Here is a 15,915-nt window from a genome sequence, read left to right on the forward strand (position 1 = left end):
CAAGTTTCCGTCCCGCGTGCCGATAAACGATTGAAGACCCGCCATCGGCCCCGGCGCAAATCGGTCCCGTCGACGCTGCGCCCGCACCCGCGCGCAATGTCGGCATCCGTTACGCGCGGGCCGCCATCGAGACGATTCATGGGCCAGATCACCCTTTCCCTCAAGGACGACACGCTTGCGTCCCTGCGCAAGGACTACGACGCCTTCGTGCGCGTGTCGCTGAAACTCGACCCGCAATTCGCGACGCCGTCGTTCGAGGATTTCCTGCGCGCGAAACTGCTCGACAACATGGTTCCGCTGACCGAGCACGCGGTGCAGCGGATGCTGCAGGGCGGCCAGTATGCGTGGGCAAAGCGGACGCTCGACAAGGAATTTCCGGACGTCGTCGCGATCCTGATGCGCCAGGCCAGCGAATTCGGCTTCGGCTTCGCATCGCGCTCGGAATGGACGCCCGACGAGCTCGCGAAGGCCTGCCGCGACTGGGCGAAAGCGATCGTCACCGAGGCGCAGGGCGACCCTGCCCTCGTCGACCCACTCGCCGCGCAGATCAAGAGCGCAGTGCTCGACATCCAGGTGCTCGAGGAACAGATGCAGACGCCCGCGTGGCGGCTCGCGGAATCGCTGCGGCAACGGATCTACGAAGCGAAGCTCGCGTGCGAGATGAGCGTCGGCAGCGCCGCGCGCGACAAGCTCGGCGAACTGCGCGGACTGTTGCGGCTCGGGCTCGCGCACGGCTCGTTCCAGAAGCAGGAAGCGCAGCAGATCATGGAATACCTGCGGCTCCTCAAGCCGGAGATCTTCGTCGAGGAACCGTACGACGTGTTCGCGCGCCTCGCCGCGTGGTTGCGCAGCGTATTTGCGCCGGCCCCCGCGCGGACCGCGCAAGGCCAGGCACCGGAGCAGCGCCGGCCGTGACGGTACGCCGGCCGGAATGAAGAGCGGCCCGGTTCGCGCCAAGCGAACCGGGCCACCGGTGGGTTGCGGGTTGGCCGCCGATTGGTTGCCAGTTAGCCGCTGTCACGACGCGCCTTCCGGGGCGACCGTCGTGCCGGCGGACGAACGCCGCTTACTCCGCTGCGCCCTTGGCCGACGCACCGCCCTGCACGCCAACGGACGCGCCGCCCTCGGCGCCCGCGCCGCCTTCAGCCGCGTCGCCGGCCTTCGCCTTCGCGGCGCCGGCATGGCCCTTCGCCGACTTCGCAGCGTGCTTCACATGCTTCTTGGCCGAATGGACCGCCGACGATGCGGTGTCCTTGGCCTCGTCGGCTGCCGAGCCGACCGCGCCGGTCGCGCCGCCCATGGTCTTGCCGGCTGCATCACCGACACCGCCAACGGCGTTGCCGAGGCCGCTGCCCGACGCATTCGCGCCGGCCGCGCCCTGAGCGCCTGCACCGACGCCGGCGGCCGGCGTCTGCACCTGCACGCCTGCGCCTGCGGAGCCCTGCGCGCCAGCACCCGTCTGCGCGAATGCAGCCGAGGTCGCGAACGCCGTCATTGCGGCACCGATCAGCATCGTACGAATCTTGGACATGACTATCCTCCTCAAGAAGTTGTAGGCGCGGCCCGCATCGGCGCGGCCCGTCGCGTCACCCGCCGCAACATGCGGCAGGTACGGCTAGAGACCCGGCCGTCGCGTCGCGGGTTCGCCGATCTCGCAGACTGTTACCCACCGTTTCATTTGCTGACGAATGGCTCACACTCCCTAACATCTCGCGCTGGCACATACCGGACCGGGGTGGAATCGCCCGCGGCCGCCTGGACACGCGACCCGCCGCCGCGCTCGCGCCGCGCCCCCGGGTGCCGTATGATGCGGGGCGATTCATCCCGCGCCGTGCGCGCTTACTTCGTCATGCCCAATCTGGATTTCACGCTGACCGGCGAATTCGTCGAGTTGCACAACCTCCTGAAGATCACCGGCCTCGCCGACAGCGGCGGTTCCGCGAAAATGATCGTCGCGTCCGGCGCGGTGAAAGTCGACGGCGCCGTCGAACTCCGCAAGACCTGCAAGATCCGTGCAGGCCAGGTCGTACTGCTCGGCGACACGCGCATCGCGATACACGGCGCGTAGCGGCGCCACCGTCCCTGTCCGCCCCTGCCCGCGACAGGGCCATCCGCAACCCGTTCGACAGGGTATGAATAAACCCGTAAGCTAGCTGTCTCTCAAAATAAACACAGCACGGGCCCGCACACGCGCGAGCGTTCATTCCATGTCGCATTCCGGTCTTACGCGGACGGCCGCCGCGCCGCCGTCCCTGTCCAGCCATGCCGCCGATACCGCGCGCCTCGCCGCACCGCTCGCGATCGCCCAGCTGTCGCAGATGGCGATGAGCGTCACCGACACGGTGCTGCTCGGCTCGCTCGGCCCCGACTCGCTCGCCGCGGGCGGGCTCGGCGCGAACTTCTTCTTCGTGATCGTCACGGTGCTGCAGGGCGTGCTGTCGTCGATCAGCGTCAGCGTCGCGCACGCGCGCGGCGCGAAGGCCGACCACCGGGTGCCGCACATCTACTGGACGGGCTTCGCGCTGGCGGTGCTGCTCGCGATCCCGGCCATCGTCGCGCTGTCGCTGTCCGAGCCGATCCTGCTGATGTTCCATGAGCCGCCGGCACTTGCGCGCAACGTCGGCGAATACACGGGCATCCTGCGCTTCGCCGCGCTCGGCAGCCTGATCGGCGTCGGCCTGATGCGCTCGTTCCTGCCGGCGATCGGCGCCGCGCGGCGGCTCCTGTGGGTGTCGCTTGGCGGCATCGGCGTGAACGCGGTGTTGAACTACGGTCTGATCCACGGCGCGTTCGGGCTGCCGCGGCTCGGCTTTCTCGGTTCCGCGGTCGCGACGACGATCACGATCTGGCTCTCCGCGCTTGCGCTCGTCTGGCTGCTGCACGGCCGCCGGCGCTTCAAGCATTTCGTGACCGTGTCGCGTCCGAAGCTGCCCGTGATGGGCGAGCTGATCGGCATCGGCTGGCCCGTCGCGATCACGTACGGGGTCGAATCGACGCTGTTCCTCGCAACCGGCCTCACGGTCGGCGTGCTCGGCGCGACGTCGCTCGCCGCGCACCAGATCGCGCTGAACGTCGCGTCGGTGTCGTTCATGGTGCCGCTCGCGATCGGCCAGGCGGCCAATGTCCGGGTCGGCTACTGGGTCGGCGCGGGCGCGCCCGTCGCCGCGCGGCACGCGGGTTTCGTCGCGCTCGGGCTCGGCGTCGCATTCATGTCGCTGTCGGGGCTCGTGATGATCGTCGCGCCGCATACGATCGTCGGCCTCTACCTGCACCTCGACGATCCCGCGAACGCCGGCACCGTGTCGCTTGCCGCGTCGCTGCTCGGAATCGCCGCGGTGTTCCAGATCGTCGACGGAATGCAGACGGTCGCGTCCGGCGCGCTGCGCGGCCTGAGGGACACGCGCATCCCGATGCTGGCCGCCACCTTTGGCTACTGGGGGATCGGCTTTCCGACCGGCTACTGGCTCGCGTTCCATGCGGGCCTCGGCGCACGCGGTCTGTGGTGGGGCCTCGCGGCGGGCCTTGCGAGCGTTGCCGCGCTGTTGGCGTGGCGCTTCCATCGGAAGAGCGCATCGCTCGCCACTGAGCGCCACTTGAGCCACTGAGCGCCTGACGGCGCAATCCGGCCGTCGGCGCTATGCTTCTTGCGTTGAAGACGCTGCGGACAAGCAGCGCAACTGCGTCACGATACGCCTGACGCCGCGCCCCGCGCGGCCTTTCCCCTTTCGAAGAGGAGTGCATCATGAACGAAGCAGTTCGGATGGAACGCGACACGTTCGGCGAGATCGCCGTGCCGGCCGCCCGGCTCTGGGGCGCGCAGACCGAGCGCTCGCTGCAGAACTTCAGGATCTCGACCGAGAAGCAGTCGCCGGAACTGATCCACGCGCTCGCGACCGTCAAGCGCGCGGCGGCGGCCGTGAACCAGTCGCTCGGCGTGCTGGCCGACGACAAGGCCAGCGCGATCATCGCGGCGGCCGACGAGATCATCGCGGGCCAGCATCCGCGCGAATTCCCGCTCGCGGTCTGGCAGACCGGCTCCGGCACGCAGACCAACATGAACCTCAACGAGGTGATCGCGAACCGTGCGAGCGAGCTGATGGGCGGCGAGCGCGGCGAAGCGCGCAAGGTGCATCCGAACGATGACGTGAACCGCGGCCAGTCGTCGAACGACGTGTTCCCGACTGCGATGCACGTCGCCGCCGCGTACGCGATCGTCAACCACCTGCTGCCCGCGCTGCGCACGCTGCGCGCAACGCTCGACGCGAAATCGAAGGCGTTCGCCGACATCGTCAAGATCGGTCGCACGCACCTGCAGGATGCGACCCCGCTCACGCTCGGCCAGGAATTCTCGGGCTACGTCGCGCAGCTCGACCAGGGCGTCCGGCACGTCGAATCGGCGCTGCCGCACCTGTACGAGCTCGCGCTCGGCGGCACCGCGGTCGGCACCGGGCTGAATGCGCATCCGGAATTCGCGGTGCGCGTCGCCGACGAAATCGGCCGCCTGACGAAGCTGCCGTTCGTGACCGCGCCGAGCAAGTTCGAGGTGATGGCGGCCGCCGACGCGCTGGTGTTCGCGCACGGCGCGCTGAAGACCGTCGCGGCCAGCCTGATGAAGATTGCCAACGACGTCCGCTGGCTCGCGAGCGGGCCACGCTGCGGGCTCGGCGAGCTGTCGATTCCCGAGAACGAGCCGGGCAGCTCGATCATGCCGGGCAAGGTGAATCCGACCCAGTCCGAGGCCGTGACGATGCTGTGCTGCCAGGTGTTCGGCAACGACGTCGCGGTGAACGTCGGCGGCGCGAGCGGCAATTTCGAGCTGAACGTGTTCCGGCCGATGATCGCGCATAACGTGCTGCAATCGGTGCGGCTGCTCGCCGACGGCGCGCAGAGCTTCAACGACCACTGCGCCGTGGGCATCGAGCCGAACCGCGCGCGCATCGACCTGCTGCTGAACGAATCGCTGATGCTCGTGACGGCGCTCAATCCGCACATCGGCTACGACAAGGCCGCGCAGATCGCGAAGAAGGCGCACAAGGAAGGTACGACGCTGAAGGCCGCCGCGCTCGCGCTCGGCCATCTGACCGAGGCGGAATTCGATGCGTGGGTGCGGCCGGAGCAGATGATCGGGTCGCGCTGAGCGGTCAAGCGCGCGCCGGCGTTTGCGCCGGGCGCGAGGCACCGGGTGGCCTGGCACCGGAGGCCAGGCACCAGGTGGTCTGAAGCGCGCTGGCGGCGCAACGGCCGCCGCCGCGCGACGCGTCAGATCGTGCCCTTCGCAACCTCTTCCGGCTTCATCTCGACGATCTTGTCGAGCGCGGCGCGCACGTCCATCGCGTATTTCGCGAGCACCTTCTGCTCGTCGGTTTCCGGCACGAACGGCGGCACCGGCAGCGGGTTGCCGTTCTCGTCGACCGCGACGAACACGACGAGGCAGTCGGTCGTCTGGCGCAGCACGCCGCCTTTCGGATCGCCGGCGTGCACGGATACATGGATGTGCATGCTGGTGCGCCCCGTCGCGACGACGCGCGCCTTCAGCTCGACGAGATTTCCAACCAGGATCGGGCGCTGGAAGCGGATGTTGCCGACGCTGACCGTCACGCAGTAGCGGCTCGACCAGACCGCCGCGCACGCGTACGCAACCTCGTCGATCCATTTCATCAGCGCGCCGCCATGCACCTTGCCGCCGAAGTTCACGGACGACGGCTCGGCGAGAAAGCGGAAGACGGTTTCGGTGCGATCGAGGGTCGCGGGGGCAGGGGACAAGGGGGGCATCTTGTGGGCTCCAGGCGGCGGGGGCGCTGCAATCGGGGCATTATACGTTGCGCTGCGTCAACGCGTCGCAGCGCGACGGCGCCAGGTGCAGGCGGCGTTCCCGGGCCACGCCCGCCGTGCCGGGTGCGCGGATAGCCGACCGTCAGCGCCGCACCGTGACGCCCTGGTCGATCACGCCGTACATCTCGATACTGCCGCCGCGCTCACCTGCGGAACCCGCGCCGCCCTGCGCACAGGCCGCGCAGACGAGCGCGACCGCCAACATGCCGAAAATCGTCTTCATCGTCGCATCGCGTTGCGTGCGGCGGCCCCACTGCCGCCGCGTCCGTTTATTTTACGCGCGCGCCACCCCACCCACCCCGCCGGCCGGCCCTGCAATCGACATTTCAGCAAGTCGTGAAACATCGAATGCAGCAAGCACCTACACTACGTCGTATCCCCTTCCATTTCCTCGCCGGGACGCCACGATGACCGATCACGACGACCATCATTTTCCGGGCCTGAGCCGCATCGGCGCGCTGATCGCCGATCCCGGGCGGGCCGCGATGCTGTGGGTGCTGATGGACGGCAGCGCCCGTCCGGCCGGCGAGCTGACGCTGATCGCCGGGCTGTCGCCGTCCGCCGCGAGCGCCCACCTCGCGCGGTTGACCGATGGCGGGCTGCTCGCGCTCGACGTGCGCGGCCGCCACCGCTACTACCGGATCGCCTCCGCCGACATCGCCGCGTCGCTCGAGGCACTCGCGAACGTCGCCCGCGCGGCCGCGCCCAACCGGCCGGTTCCGCCGACGGCGCGCAGCGTGCCCGCCGAACTCCGCTACGCGCGCACCTGCTACGACCACATGGCCGGCGAGCTCGCGGTGCGCATCTTCGACGGCCTCACCGCGCGCGGCTGGCTACACGCGCAAGGCGATGCGGTCGACACGACCGAGCTCGGCGCCCAGGCGCTCGCGCGCTGGGGCATCGACGTCGCGCAGCAGCGCGCGCGCCGGCGTCGCTTCGCGTGCGGCTGCCTGGACTGGAGCGAACGCCGCGCGCACCTGGGCGGCGCGCTCGGCGCGGCACTGCTCGACAGCTTCTGCGCGCACGGCTGGATCGAGCGCACCGAGCGGCCGCGCGTGCTGCGCGTGACGGTGTCGGGACAGCAGGCGCTCGACGCGTGGCTTACGGCCGCATGACGCGCGCATTGCGGCCGGACGACAACCGCGCCAGATGGACAAGAATTGTTACAGGACGAGCCATTAGCCTTACAAAACACCGCGCACTGAAACAGGCCGAGCGGATATTGTGAAATCAACGGCACGAATCGACGGGCCGGGATAACGACGCATACGCTCATCATGACCACCCTGTTCACGCTCAAGCGCACTGCCCGCCTCACGTTGCTCGCGTTCGCGGCGCTCGCCGCGTTGCCGCCCGCGTTCGCGCAATCGGCCGGCGCGCCGCCGTACGCGGCGCCGGCCCGGCAGCCGGGTGGTGACCCGCCCGGCCGGGTCGCACGGCTCAATTACCTGTCCGGCGCGGTGACGACCGAGCCGGCCGGCACCGACACGTGGTCGTACGCGGCCGTGAACCGGCCGTTGACGACCGGCGACCAGCTCTGGAACGACGCTGGCGCCCGCTCCGAAATCCACATCGGCTCGACCGCCGTGCGGCTCGGCCAATCGACGAGCCTGTCGCTGCTGAACCTCGACGACTCGACGACCCAGCTGAAGGTCGGCCTCGGCACCGTGTCGACGCACGTGCGCTCGCTGCCGCCCGGCGCGTCGTATGAAATCGACACGCCGAACCTCGCGCTCGGCGTCACGGGCCCCGGCGACTATCGGGTCGACGTCGCGCCCGACGGCGCGAGCACGACGGTCACCGTGCGGCGCGGCAGCGCGACCGTCTACGGCGACAACGGCCAGTATCCGCTGTCCGCCGGGCAGCAGGTCGTATTCACCGGCACCAACCTGGCGGTCGCGCAGGAGTCCCCGGCGCCCGGATTCGATCCGCTCGACCAGTGGGCGGCCGGCCGCGACGCGGCCGAGGAACGCTCGGTGTCGGCACGCTACGTGTCGCGCGACGTCCCCGGCTACCAGGATCTCGATGCGAACGGCACGTGGCGCCAGGATCCGAGCTATGGCTCGGTATGGGTGCCGAACGACGTGCCGTCGGACTGGGCGCCGTATCACGACGGCCACTGGATCTGGCAGGCGCCGTGGGGCTGGACCTGGGTCGATGACCAGCCGTGGGGCTTCGCGCCTTACCACTATGGCCGCTGGGCGTATGTCGACGACAGCTGGGCGTGGGTGCCCGGCCCGCTCGTCGTCAGCGAGCCGCCCGTCTATGCACCGGCACTCGTCGCGTTCGTCGGCGGTGGCGGCGGCGGCTTCGACTGGAGCGTCGGCCTCGCAGTCGGCGGCGTCGCGGCCGCAGGCTGCGCGTGGTTCCCGCTCGGCCCCGGCGAACGCTGGCACCCGGGCTGGGGCGGCTGGAGCCCGCACTACTACGATCGCGTGAACCAGAACGTCGTGGTGAACAACGTCAACGTGAACAAGACCGTGAACGTGACGAACATCAACAACATCACCAACATCAACAACACGTACATCAACTATCACGCGCCGCATGCGATCACGGCCGTGCCCGCGACCGCGTTCGTGCACGGCCAGCCGGTCGCGCATTTCGCTCAGCGGGTCGATCCGCAGCAGTGGCGCAACGCGCACGTGACCCCCGGCACGCCCGGCATCGCCCCGGTGCGCCAGAGTTTCACCGGCGGGCTGCGCAATGCCGCCTATCGACCGCCCGCTGCCGTCGCGCAGCACCCGGTCGTCGCGACCCGCAACCCGGTGGTGCCGGCCGCGTATCGCGACCAGGCGGCCGCGCACCTCGTGCAGCAAGGCGGTCGCGTGCCGGGCGCCGGCGCGCCGGTCGCGAAGACGTCCGCGCCGCCCGACTACACGCCGCGCCCGGTCCGGGTAGCCGGCAACCCGCACCAGGACTGGGCGATGCGAAACGTCCAGCTCGTCAACCCGCACGGCCCGGTCGTGCAGCCGCCGCATGCGCAGGGCGAAGGCCGACCCGGCGCCACGCATGCACAGGGCGAAGGCCAGCCTGGCGCTGCGCATGCGGGCCCGTCCGGCCTCGCAGCGGCCGGCATCGGCGCGGCCGCCGCCGGTCTGGGCGCGGCGGCGCTCATGGGCGCCGCGCATGGCGGCCACCCGACGAACGGCGACGCCGCGAATGCGCCTCATCTAATGAACGGTGCCGTGCCGAACGTGCCCGCGGCGCAGCACGCCGCCGCGGCGCCCGAGCGCGGCGTCCCGCATCCGCCGTCGTTCGGCAACGCGCCGGACCAGCGCAACGGCGAGCGGCCCGCAGCAGCCGCACCAGATCAGCGCAACGGCGAGCGGCCCGCAGCAGCCGCGCCGGCGCCGGCGCCCGCGTGGATGCAGCCGCATCCGCCGATCGACCGGCAGCGCGCAGCGCTCGGCCCGTCTGGCGCGCCGCTGTCGGCAACGCATCCAGCAGGCCAGAACGCGCTGCTGCCGTTGCGCGGTACGCAGACGCCGCGCGCTGAGGCCGCACCGTCGCCGCAAGGCGGGATGCCTGCCGCGCGGCAGGCCGAAGCGGCACCTGCGCCGCGCGCTGAAGCCGCGCCGTCGCCGCAGGGCGGGATGCCTGCCGCGCGGCAAGCCGAAGCGGCACCTGCACCGCGCGCGCTGCCGCAACCGCACGCCGACCTCGCCACACAAGTTCCGCAGCCGCGACCGCGCCCCGATTTCACCGCGCCCGCGCAGCATGCGCAACCGCGGTCGGAACCGCGGCCGGATTACGCGGCACCGGCGGCACGGCCTCGCCCGGACTACTCCGCGCCCGCGCCGCGTCCGAGCTACACGCCGCCGCATGCGAACGAGTATCGTCCGCCGGCCCCGGTTCACGAAGCGCCACGCCCGCAGCCTGCGATGCCGGCGCCGCGGATGGAGCCGCGTGCAGAGCCGCGACCGCAGGTGCAGGCGCCGCGCATGGAGCCGCGCCCGGCGGCGCCACCCCCGCAGCACGTGCAAAGCAGCCCGCCGCCGCAAGCGCAACACGACAACCGGCGCCACGAGTGAGTGAACGCGTGAGTGGACACAAACTCGGATGACAAAACGCCCCGACCGGCAGAAGCCGATCGGGGCGTTGTTTTGCCGACCACATGTTGTCGGGCCCGGCGCCCGACGCGCGCGCTCAGACGGCCATCGGCGCCGTCAGCGGCTCATGGTGCCGGTATCCGGCGAGCGAGAAGTCGGACGGCTCGATCTTCTCGAGCCACTCGGGTTCGTAGACGCCCGTCTGCGCATAGTCGGGCACGCGATCGGCGATCACGAGCCGCGGGCTCTCGTACGGCTCGCGCGCGAGCTGCTGCTGCAGCATGTCGAGCTGGTTTTCGTAGATATGCGCGTCGCCGATGAAATAGGTGAACCAGCGCGGCGTATAGCCGGTCAGACGGCCGACGAGCGACAGCAGCGCCGCGCCTTCGGTCAGGTTGAACGGCGTGCCGAGTCCGACGTCGTTGCTGCGGATGTACAGGCACAGCGAGATCTCGCGCTTCGCGGCGGTCGGCAGGAACTGGTACAGCAGATGACAGGCCGGCAGCGCGATCTGGTCGAGCAGCGCCGGATTCCACGCGTGGAACAGGATGCGGCGGTCGGACGGGTTCTCCATGATCGTGTCGAGGCACTGGCGCAGCTGGTCGATCGCCTTGTACAGCAGCACCTTCGGCGCGCCGCCATCGTCGAAGCGCGTGACGATGCGAAAGCCGCGGCGCGTCGCATCAGCGATCTGCGCGTCGGCGCCCGCGTCGAGCACCTTGTAGCCGGGCCACTGGCGCCACTGCACGCCATACACGTCGCCGAGATCGTCGACGCCCTGCCGGTACGGATTCGCGAGCCATTGCGCGTTCTCGTTCGCATTGGCGTCCCACACCTTGCAGCCGAGCGCGCGGAAATCGGCCGCGCTCTTCGACGCGCGCAGGAAGCCGACCAGCTCGCCGATCGCCGACTTGAACGCGAGCTTCTTCGTCGTCACGGCCGGAAAGCCTTGCTGGAGGTCGAAGCGCAGCATCGCGCCGGGCATGCTGATGGTGCGGATGCCCGTGCGGTTCTCCTGCCAGCTGCCAGTGTCGAGGATGGTGCGAACGAGGTCGAGATACTGTTTCATGCGGGTTCCTTCGGCCGCGAGGGCGGCCGCACCCGCCAATTTTAGCAAGCGTGCCGCGGAAGGTCCGGCAACGGCGCCGGAAAGCCGGCCAGCGCATCGCCGCGATCGCGCATCCCGTGCGCACACATCAGCCGGTACAGCGTGACGCGCGACACGCCGAGCTCGCGCGCGGCATCCGCGAAACGGCCGCGGTGCCGCAGCAGCGCGTGTTCGATCGCCTGCCGCTCGGCCGCCTCGCGCGCCTCGACGAGCGACACGGGCGCGAGCACCGCATAGTCGCTCAGCTCGAGATCGTCGGCCGTGATCGTCCGGCCCTCCGACATCACGATCGCGCGACGCACGCGGTTGATCAGCTCGCGCACGTTGCCCGGCCACGGATACCCGTACAGCGCGGCAACCGCGTCGGGCGAGAAGCCGCGCAGGCGGCGATGCGAATCGCCCTTGAAGCGCTCGAGCATGTGCCGCGCGAGCACTTCGATGTCCTTGCCGCGCGCGCGCAGCGGCGGTTCGTCGATCTTCAGTACGCAGAGCCGATGGAACAGGTCCTCGCGAAAACGCCCGTCGCGCAGCGCCGCTTCCATGTCGACATGCGTCGCGCAGATCACGCGCACGTCGACCGGCACCGACACGTGCGCGCCGAGCCGTTCGATCTTCCCCTCCTGCAGGAAGCGCAACAGGCTCGCCTGGCTCTCGAGCGGCAGGTCGCCGATCTCGTCAAGGAACAGCGTGCCGCCGTGCGCGGCCTCGACGCGGCCGATCTTGCGCTGGTTCGCGCCGGTGAATGCACCGCGCTCGTAGCCGAACAGCTCGGCCTGCAGCAGCGTCGACGGGATCGCGCCGCAGTTGATCGCGATGAACGGTGCCTGCGCACGCGACGACCGCTCGTGAATCGCGACGGCCGTCAGCTCCTTGCCGGTGCCCGATTCACCGGAAATGAACACGGGCGCATCGGTCGTCGCCACCCGGCGAATCATCTTGAACAGCGCGAGCATCGCGTCGCATGTGCCGACCATCTCGCCCTCCCCGCGCCCGGCCCCCGCCGGCAGCGGAACCGGATCGGTCAGCGCGACCATTCCGTGCGCATGGCCGATCGTCTCGACGATCCGCGACGTCTCGTACGGCATCGTCACGTAGTCGAAGCAGTAGTCGCGAATCAGGTGCCGCAGCGCGGCGTCCTGCAACTGGCCGCGCTGCGTCGCCGCGATCCAGCCGATATGCGGGATCGTCAGGCAGGGCTCGAGTTCATGCAGGTCGGCCGGTTTGAAACCCGAGGAGAAATCGAGCAGCCCGGCCGTCGCGACGCCGTGCTGCACGACACGCCGCACGTCGCGCACGGTTTCGGCGAGATCGACACGCCAGCCGCGCGCGTCGAAGTGTCCGCGCAACGCATCGCTCGGCTCCCGGGAAAAGTAGATCACATGCCGTGCTTCGGCTTCCATACGATCACCCCGTTCATCAACCGTCTAACGATTACCGACGCATGCCAAGTCGCATGCAAAAATCGAATCGGGTCCATGCACAGGCTGGCTCGATTCACCATGCAATGCGAGGCAGCGCTACACCTCGCATGATGGCGCGTACGAATTCGCGGACAGCGGCCGCGGGTCTCTTCGCGTGTGGTTCTTGTTTGGTCAATGCAGCTTGGTTATAGCCGCTCATCAAGACAAACCGATTTCAACGCCCTGCGTGCGATCGAAGCGCAACCCGACCGGATAATCGCGATTCCTCTGCATATATGGCCGGGCGCGCGGGCTGTTTTTCGCATCGACACGTAGCCACGATTTTCATCCTTGAAGCGGATTGCTTGAATCCGCAGTACTCCCAAGTCCCCTCGTTTCAGGCCTGAAACATTTTTTTGGCGTTTGGCTGCACGACCCGATACACCGGAATGCAACGCGCAATCGCGACAACGGTTTCACGTCGATGGCATGCAATTCGCTGAATACGGGGTACACCGGAGACACGCCATGCGACACGTCCTTCGCCCTTCTCTCGCCTCGTTGGCCATCGCGCTTGCAGCCGCATGGCTGCCGGTTTCGGCGTCCGCCGAGGATGCCGCACCACCGGACACGCCAGTCGCAACGTTTGCGTCTCCGCTCGCGGACGCTACGTGGATGAAGCGTTATACGCCACTCGACGAGGAAACGCTCGGCCAGCAGCGTGGCCGCGCGCCGGGCTACGTGACGATCTCGACGTCGGCGCAACTGACGACCGGCAGTGCGTCGGTGACGCTGTGGGACGAGATCGCGCCGCCCGCACCGATGCCGATGCCGGTCGACGCGCAACGCGCGATGCAGGGCAATAACGCGAGCTACACGCGCAAGTAACCGGTACCGCCGCTCGTCGAGCAAGACGCGAACCAAGAGGCACGACATGAACGTTCCGCAGTTTTCGCTGCATCACCCGGCACTCGCCGTCCTGTGCGCAGCGTTCGTCGGCATCGGATGCGGCACGGCTTTCGCGCAGGAATCGACCGCGAATCCGGGCGACATCGTCGTGGCGCGCGACATCACGCCGCGCGTCGCATACGACCACGTGCCGAAGGATCAGGATCCCGTGCTCGCGCGCGCGACGACGTTCCCGGCCAGCAGCTTCAACCCGATGATCGCGACGACGGTGTCCGACGTGGATCTGACGAATGCACACGGCTCGAACGGTGTCGCGCCTGGCGGCGTGCTCGGCGACATCGGAATGCAGGCCGTCACGCGCGTGCTCGCGGGCGATGCTGGCAACAGCTCGATCGTGCGCGGCGCGGTCGGCGGCGTGCCGACGACGGGCGGCATCGGCGGCACGATCTCGAGCTCGGTGACGGGTGCGCTCGCCCCGCTCACGAGCGCGTTGGGAGCGGTCAAGTGAACGCGCGCACGCTATGCGCGCCGCTCGCCAGCGCATTGCTGGTCGCGCTCACCACGCTCGCTGCGCCGGGCGCATTCGCGCAGAACGTGCCGGTGGTCAGCGGCAACGCGACGATCTCGACCGGCGCAGGCAGCGACACGACCGGCGCGCTCTCGGTCAACGAAGCGGCCGGTCTCGACAACGCGCAGAGCAATCAGCTGGCTTTGGGAATGGGCGCCACCGGCGCCGGATACGTCGGCGTCACGCAGTTGGCCGTCACGCACGCACGCGTAGGCGATACGGCGACGCGCATCGAGGGCACGGCATTTTCGAATGTCTCAGGCGCATTGATGGTGAACCAGAGCGCCGGGGCAGGAAATCTTCAGCGCAACAGCATCGTGCTCGGCACGCTGGGCGCGGAAGCGAGGGCTGTCTCGGATACCGAACTATCCGAGACAGCCCCGAGACCCGGAGGACCGGGGCTCCCGGTGGGCGGGCGGGGTATGCCCGAGGCGTCGATTAGCGGCGACGCTTTCAAGCATATCAGCGGCATCGTACAAGTCAACCAGACCTCCGGCGCCGGTAATGCAACGGCAAACAGTTTTGTGCTCCGTCCCCCGGCGGGCACTCTTTTTAATTAAGCCATCACCGTAACGGAGCGTACTATGAAGCGCACACTCATTGCAGCGGCGGTATTCGCCGCAGCGGCCGGGTCCGCATTGGCGGCCCCGCCGAAGGTGTACCTGTTCAACACGACCGGTGTGCATGAAACGGTCGGCATACGCGGCTGGGTCCGGATCTTCGGCTGCGTGACCGTGACGAGCACCGCCGGGGCGGTCGTCAACAACACCCAGACGGTCATGCTGCCGGAAGGGACGTCGCTCGATCCGAACTATCACAGCTACACGCTCGGCGCGGTCACGACGACCTACAACAACGAGGACAAGAACGTCTCGGTGAAGGGCAGCGCGTCGTACTCGGCGAGCGAGTCATTCTCGAAGACGTGGTCGTCGAAGTCGAACGCATCGCATTCGTCGTCGCACGATTCGCTGAGCGCGACGGCGTGGGCGTCGTCCGAAAGCCGGAATTCGCAGTCCAGCAGCGACACGCAGCATGCTTCGTCGTCGAGCGACACGAGCACCAACAGCGGCCACGAGGCCGTCGCGGGCGTGCTGACGGCCACGGTCGCCGCGTCCGCCAGCGCGAGCGAGACCCATACCCATACCGGCAACCATCGCAATGGCGGCAGCAGCGAGGACGTGAACCTGAACGGCAGCCTCTATGTAGCCGGCGCGGCCGGTGTCGCATGGGACGGCGCATCGTCGAAGAGCACGACGCACAACGACACGTCGAGTTCATCGACGAACACGAGTTCGTCGACGAGCGAATCCGGCTACCGCGCGCGCGCGCACCACGACGAGATGGCGTCTACCGAATCGTCGAGCAAGTCGGGCGAGAAGAGCCGATCCGAAACATTCTCGAAGAGCAAGTCGTGGAGCTACAACCTCGACCTCGACCAGACTGACGTGACGAAGACGGGCAGCGTCACGCACTACACCGACACTCGCCAGGCCGGCGTGCTGAATGCGGGTACCGGCAGCAACGCCGCGTCGGGCGTGACCGGCAATCTCGGCGTGAACGTCGCGGAAGGCATCGACAACGCGCAAAGCAACGACGTGTCGCTCGCGTCGGTCGATATCGGCAACGTGTTCGGCAACGCGCAGATCTTCAGCAAGCAGTCGTCGGCGGGCTCGGCCAGCGTCAACAACTTCAAGCTGAACGCGACGGTCGGTGACGGCTCGCTGTCGAACGTGTCGGGCAATGTCGGCGTGAACGTCGCGTCGGGCATCGGCAACGTGCAGAACAACAGCCTCGCCGGCTCGGTCACGACCATCAATGCGACGCAAGCGCAGACGGTCGCGATGGTCGCGACCGACGACAACACGCAAACCGCAGCGGCCGGCGCCAGCGGACGCTTTGAAGGCAATGCCGTGCTCGGCGCGAACACGCTGCACGGTTCGACCGGCAACATCGGCGTGAACATCGCCGGCGGCGTCGGCAACCTGCAGCACAACGGTCTCGCGATCGCGGCGCTCAACAACGGTCATTGATCGTTGAAACCGGGGG

15 protein-coding genes are annotated in these 15,915 nt (G+C 68.8%); 10 read left to right on the forward strand and 5 right to left on the reverse strand.

The window, feature by feature from the left end:
* Positions 1-138 precede the first annotated feature (138 nt).
* Positions 139-915 (forward strand): DUF4088 family protein, encoded by a 777-nt coding sequence (locus DID96_RS09430; protein WP_124599083.1) that lies wholly within the window; start codon positions 139-141, stop codon positions 913-915.
* Between the two features lie 151 nt (positions 916-1,066).
* On the opposite strand, the gene DID96_RS09435 is transcribed toward DID96_RS09430, so the two are convergent.
* Positions 1,067-1,531, reverse strand: a complete 465-nt coding sequence (locus DID96_RS09435; protein WP_124599084.1) for a hypothetical protein — start codon at positions 1,529-1,531, stop codon at positions 1,067-1,069.
* A 318-nt stretch (positions 1,532-1,849) separates the two neighbouring features.
* On the opposite strand from DID96_RS09435, the gene DID96_RS09440 reads away from it, so the two are divergent.
* From DID96_RS09440 to fumC, 3 genes are all read left to right on the forward strand, one after another.
* A complete protein-coding gene (locus tag DID96_RS09440) occupies positions 1,850-2,068 on the forward strand; it encodes an RNA-binding S4 domain-containing protein (RefSeq protein WP_124599121.1) in 219 nt (72 codons plus the stop codon).
* Positions 2,069-2,207: 139 nt separating this feature from the next.
* Positions 2,208-3,605, forward strand: coding sequence for a multidrug efflux MATE transporter NorM (gene norM / locus DID96_RS09445; protein ID WP_124599085.1), 1,398 nt, complete (start codon positions 2,208-2,210; stop codon positions 3,603-3,605).
* 137 nt (positions 3,606-3,742) lie between these two features.
* Positions 3,743-5,137, forward strand: a complete 1,395-nt coding sequence (gene fumC, locus DID96_RS09450) for a class II fumarate hydratase (protein ID WP_124599086.1) — start codon at positions 3,743-3,745, stop codon at positions 5,135-5,137.
* Between the two features lie 122 nt (positions 5,138-5,259).
* On the opposite strand, the gene DID96_RS09455 is transcribed toward fumC, so the two are convergent.
* Both DID96_RS09455 and DID96_RS38230 read right to left on the reverse strand, forming a co-directional pair.
* A complete protein-coding gene (locus DID96_RS09455; protein WP_124599087.1) occupies positions 5,260-5,772 on the reverse strand; it encodes an acyl-CoA thioesterase in 513 nt (170 codons plus the stop codon).
* 142 nt (positions 5,773-5,914) lie between these two features.
* Positions 5,915-6,055: a hypothetical protein gene (locus DID96_RS38230; protein ID WP_185732206.1), complete on the reverse strand. Its 141-nt coding sequence runs from the start codon at positions 6,053-6,055 to the stop codon at positions 5,915-5,917.
* A gap of 184 nt (positions 6,056-6,239) precedes the next feature.
* Between DID96_RS38230 and DID96_RS09460 the strand changes: the two genes are divergently transcribed.
* Together DID96_RS09460 and DID96_RS38235 are read left to right on the forward strand one after the other, a co-directional pair.
* Positions 6,240-6,947, forward strand: a complete 708-nt coding sequence (locus tag DID96_RS09460) for a helix-turn-helix transcriptional regulator (protein WP_124599088.1) — start codon at positions 6,240-6,242, stop codon at positions 6,945-6,947.
* A gap of 162 nt (positions 6,948-7,109) precedes the next feature.
* Positions 7,110-9,866 carry a DUF6600 domain-containing protein gene (locus DID96_RS38235; RefSeq protein ID WP_185732207.1) on the forward strand — a complete coding sequence of 919 codons (2,757 nt, stop codon included), beginning with the start codon at positions 7,110-7,112 and terminating at the stop codon, positions 9,864-9,866.
* Positions 9,867-9,981: 115 nt separating this feature from the next.
* Here DID96_RS38235 and DID96_RS09470 read toward each other — a convergent pair whose 3' ends face one another.
* Entirely contained in the window at positions 9,982-10,953 is a 972-nt protein-coding gene (locus tag DID96_RS09470) for a thymidylate synthase (RefSeq protein WP_124599089.1), read from the reverse strand.
* A 41-nt stretch (positions 10,954-10,994) separates the two neighbouring features.
* Positions 10,995-12,392 carry a sigma-54 dependent transcriptional regulator gene (locus DID96_RS09475; RefSeq protein ID WP_124599090.1) on the reverse strand — a complete coding sequence of 466 codons (1,398 nt, stop codon included), beginning with the start codon at positions 12,390-12,392 and terminating at the stop codon, positions 10,995-10,997.
* Between the two features lie 675 nt (positions 12,393-13,067).
* Between DID96_RS09475 and DID96_RS38240 the strand changes: the two genes are divergently transcribed.
* From DID96_RS38240 to DID96_RS09495, 4 genes are read left to right on the forward strand one after another with little or no spacing between them, the layout of a single operon-like run.
* Positions 13,068-13,280 (forward strand): hypothetical protein, encoded by a 213-nt coding sequence (locus DID96_RS38240; RefSeq protein WP_185732208.1) that lies wholly within the window; start codon positions 13,068-13,070, stop codon positions 13,278-13,280.
* A gap of 46 nt (positions 13,281-13,326) precedes the next feature.
* A complete protein-coding gene (locus tag DID96_RS09485; RefSeq protein ID WP_124599092.1) occupies positions 13,327-13,809 on the forward strand; it encodes a hypothetical protein in 483 nt (160 codons plus the stop codon).
* Positions 13,806-14,429: a hypothetical protein gene (locus DID96_RS09490; RefSeq protein WP_260463831.1), complete on the forward strand. Its 624-nt coding sequence runs from the start codon at positions 13,806-13,808 to the stop codon at positions 14,427-14,429. The genes DID96_RS09485 and DID96_RS09490 overlap by 4 nt, the downstream gene beginning before the upstream one ends.
* Before the next feature lie 24 nt (positions 14,430-14,453).
* Positions 14,454-15,899 (forward strand): cell wall anchor protein, encoded by a 1,446-nt coding sequence (locus DID96_RS09495; RefSeq protein ID WP_124599093.1) that lies wholly within the window; start codon positions 14,454-14,456, stop codon positions 15,897-15,899.
* The last annotated feature ends 16 nt before the right edge of the window (positions 15,900-15,915 follow it).

Origin of the sequence: Burkholderia sp. Bp8963, assembly GCF_003854275.1 — a bacterium.
GTDB lineage: Bacteria > Pseudomonadota > Gammaproteobacteria > Burkholderiales > Burkholderiaceae > Burkholderia.

What these genes read in the sequence shown, in the direction of transcription:
- DID96_RS09430 (WP_124599083.1), top strand. Translation starts at nt 139, where the DNA reads ATGGGCCAGATCACCCTTTCCCTCAAGGACGACACGCTTGCGTCCCTG.
- DID96_RS09435 (WP_124599084.1), bottom strand. Translation starts at nt 1,531, where the DNA reads ATGTCCAAGATTCGTACGATGCTGATCGGTGCCGCAATGACGGCGTTC.
- DID96_RS09440 (WP_124599121.1), top strand. Translation starts at nt 1,850, where the DNA reads ATGCCCAATCTGGATTTCACGCTGACCGGCGAATTCGTCGAGTTGCAC.
- norM (WP_124599085.1), top strand. Translation starts at nt 2,208, where the DNA reads ATGTCGCATTCCGGTCTTACGCGGACGGCCGCCGCGCCGCCGTCCCTG.
- fumC (WP_124599086.1), top strand. Translation starts at nt 3,743, where the DNA reads ATGAACGAAGCAGTTCGGATGGAACGCGACACGTTCGGCGAGATCGCC.
- DID96_RS09455 (WP_124599087.1), bottom strand. Translation starts at nt 5,772, where the DNA reads ATGCCCCCCTTGTCCCCTGCCCCCGCGACCCTCGATCGCACCGAAACC.
- DID96_RS38230 (WP_185732206.1), bottom strand. Translation starts at nt 6,055, where the DNA reads ATGAAGACGATTTTCGGCATGTTGGCGGTCGCGCTCGTCTGCGCGGCC.
- DID96_RS09460 (WP_124599088.1), top strand. Translation starts at nt 6,240, where the DNA reads ATGACCGATCACGACGACCATCATTTTCCGGGCCTGAGCCGCATCGGC.
- DID96_RS38235 (WP_185732207.1), top strand. Translation starts at nt 7,110, where the DNA reads ATGACCACCCTGTTCACGCTCAAGCGCACTGCCCGCCTCACGTTGCTC.
- DID96_RS09470 (WP_124599089.1), bottom strand. Translation starts at nt 10,953, where the DNA reads ATGAAACAGTATCTCGACCTCGTTCGCACCATCCTCGACACTGGCAGC.
- DID96_RS09475 (WP_124599090.1), bottom strand. Translation starts at nt 12,392, where the DNA reads ATGGAAGCCGAAGCACGGCATGTGATCTACTTTTCCCGGGAGCCGAGC.
- DID96_RS38240 (WP_185732208.1), top strand. Translation starts at nt 13,068, where the DNA reads ATGAAGCGTTATACGCCACTCGACGAGGAAACGCTCGGCCAGCAGCGT.
- DID96_RS09485 (WP_124599092.1), top strand. Translation starts at nt 13,327, where the DNA reads ATGAACGTTCCGCAGTTTTCGCTGCATCACCCGGCACTCGCCGTCCTG.
- DID96_RS09495 (WP_124599093.1), top strand. Translation starts at nt 14,454, where the DNA reads ATGAAGCGCACACTCATTGCAGCGGCGGTATTCGCCGCAGCGGCCGGG.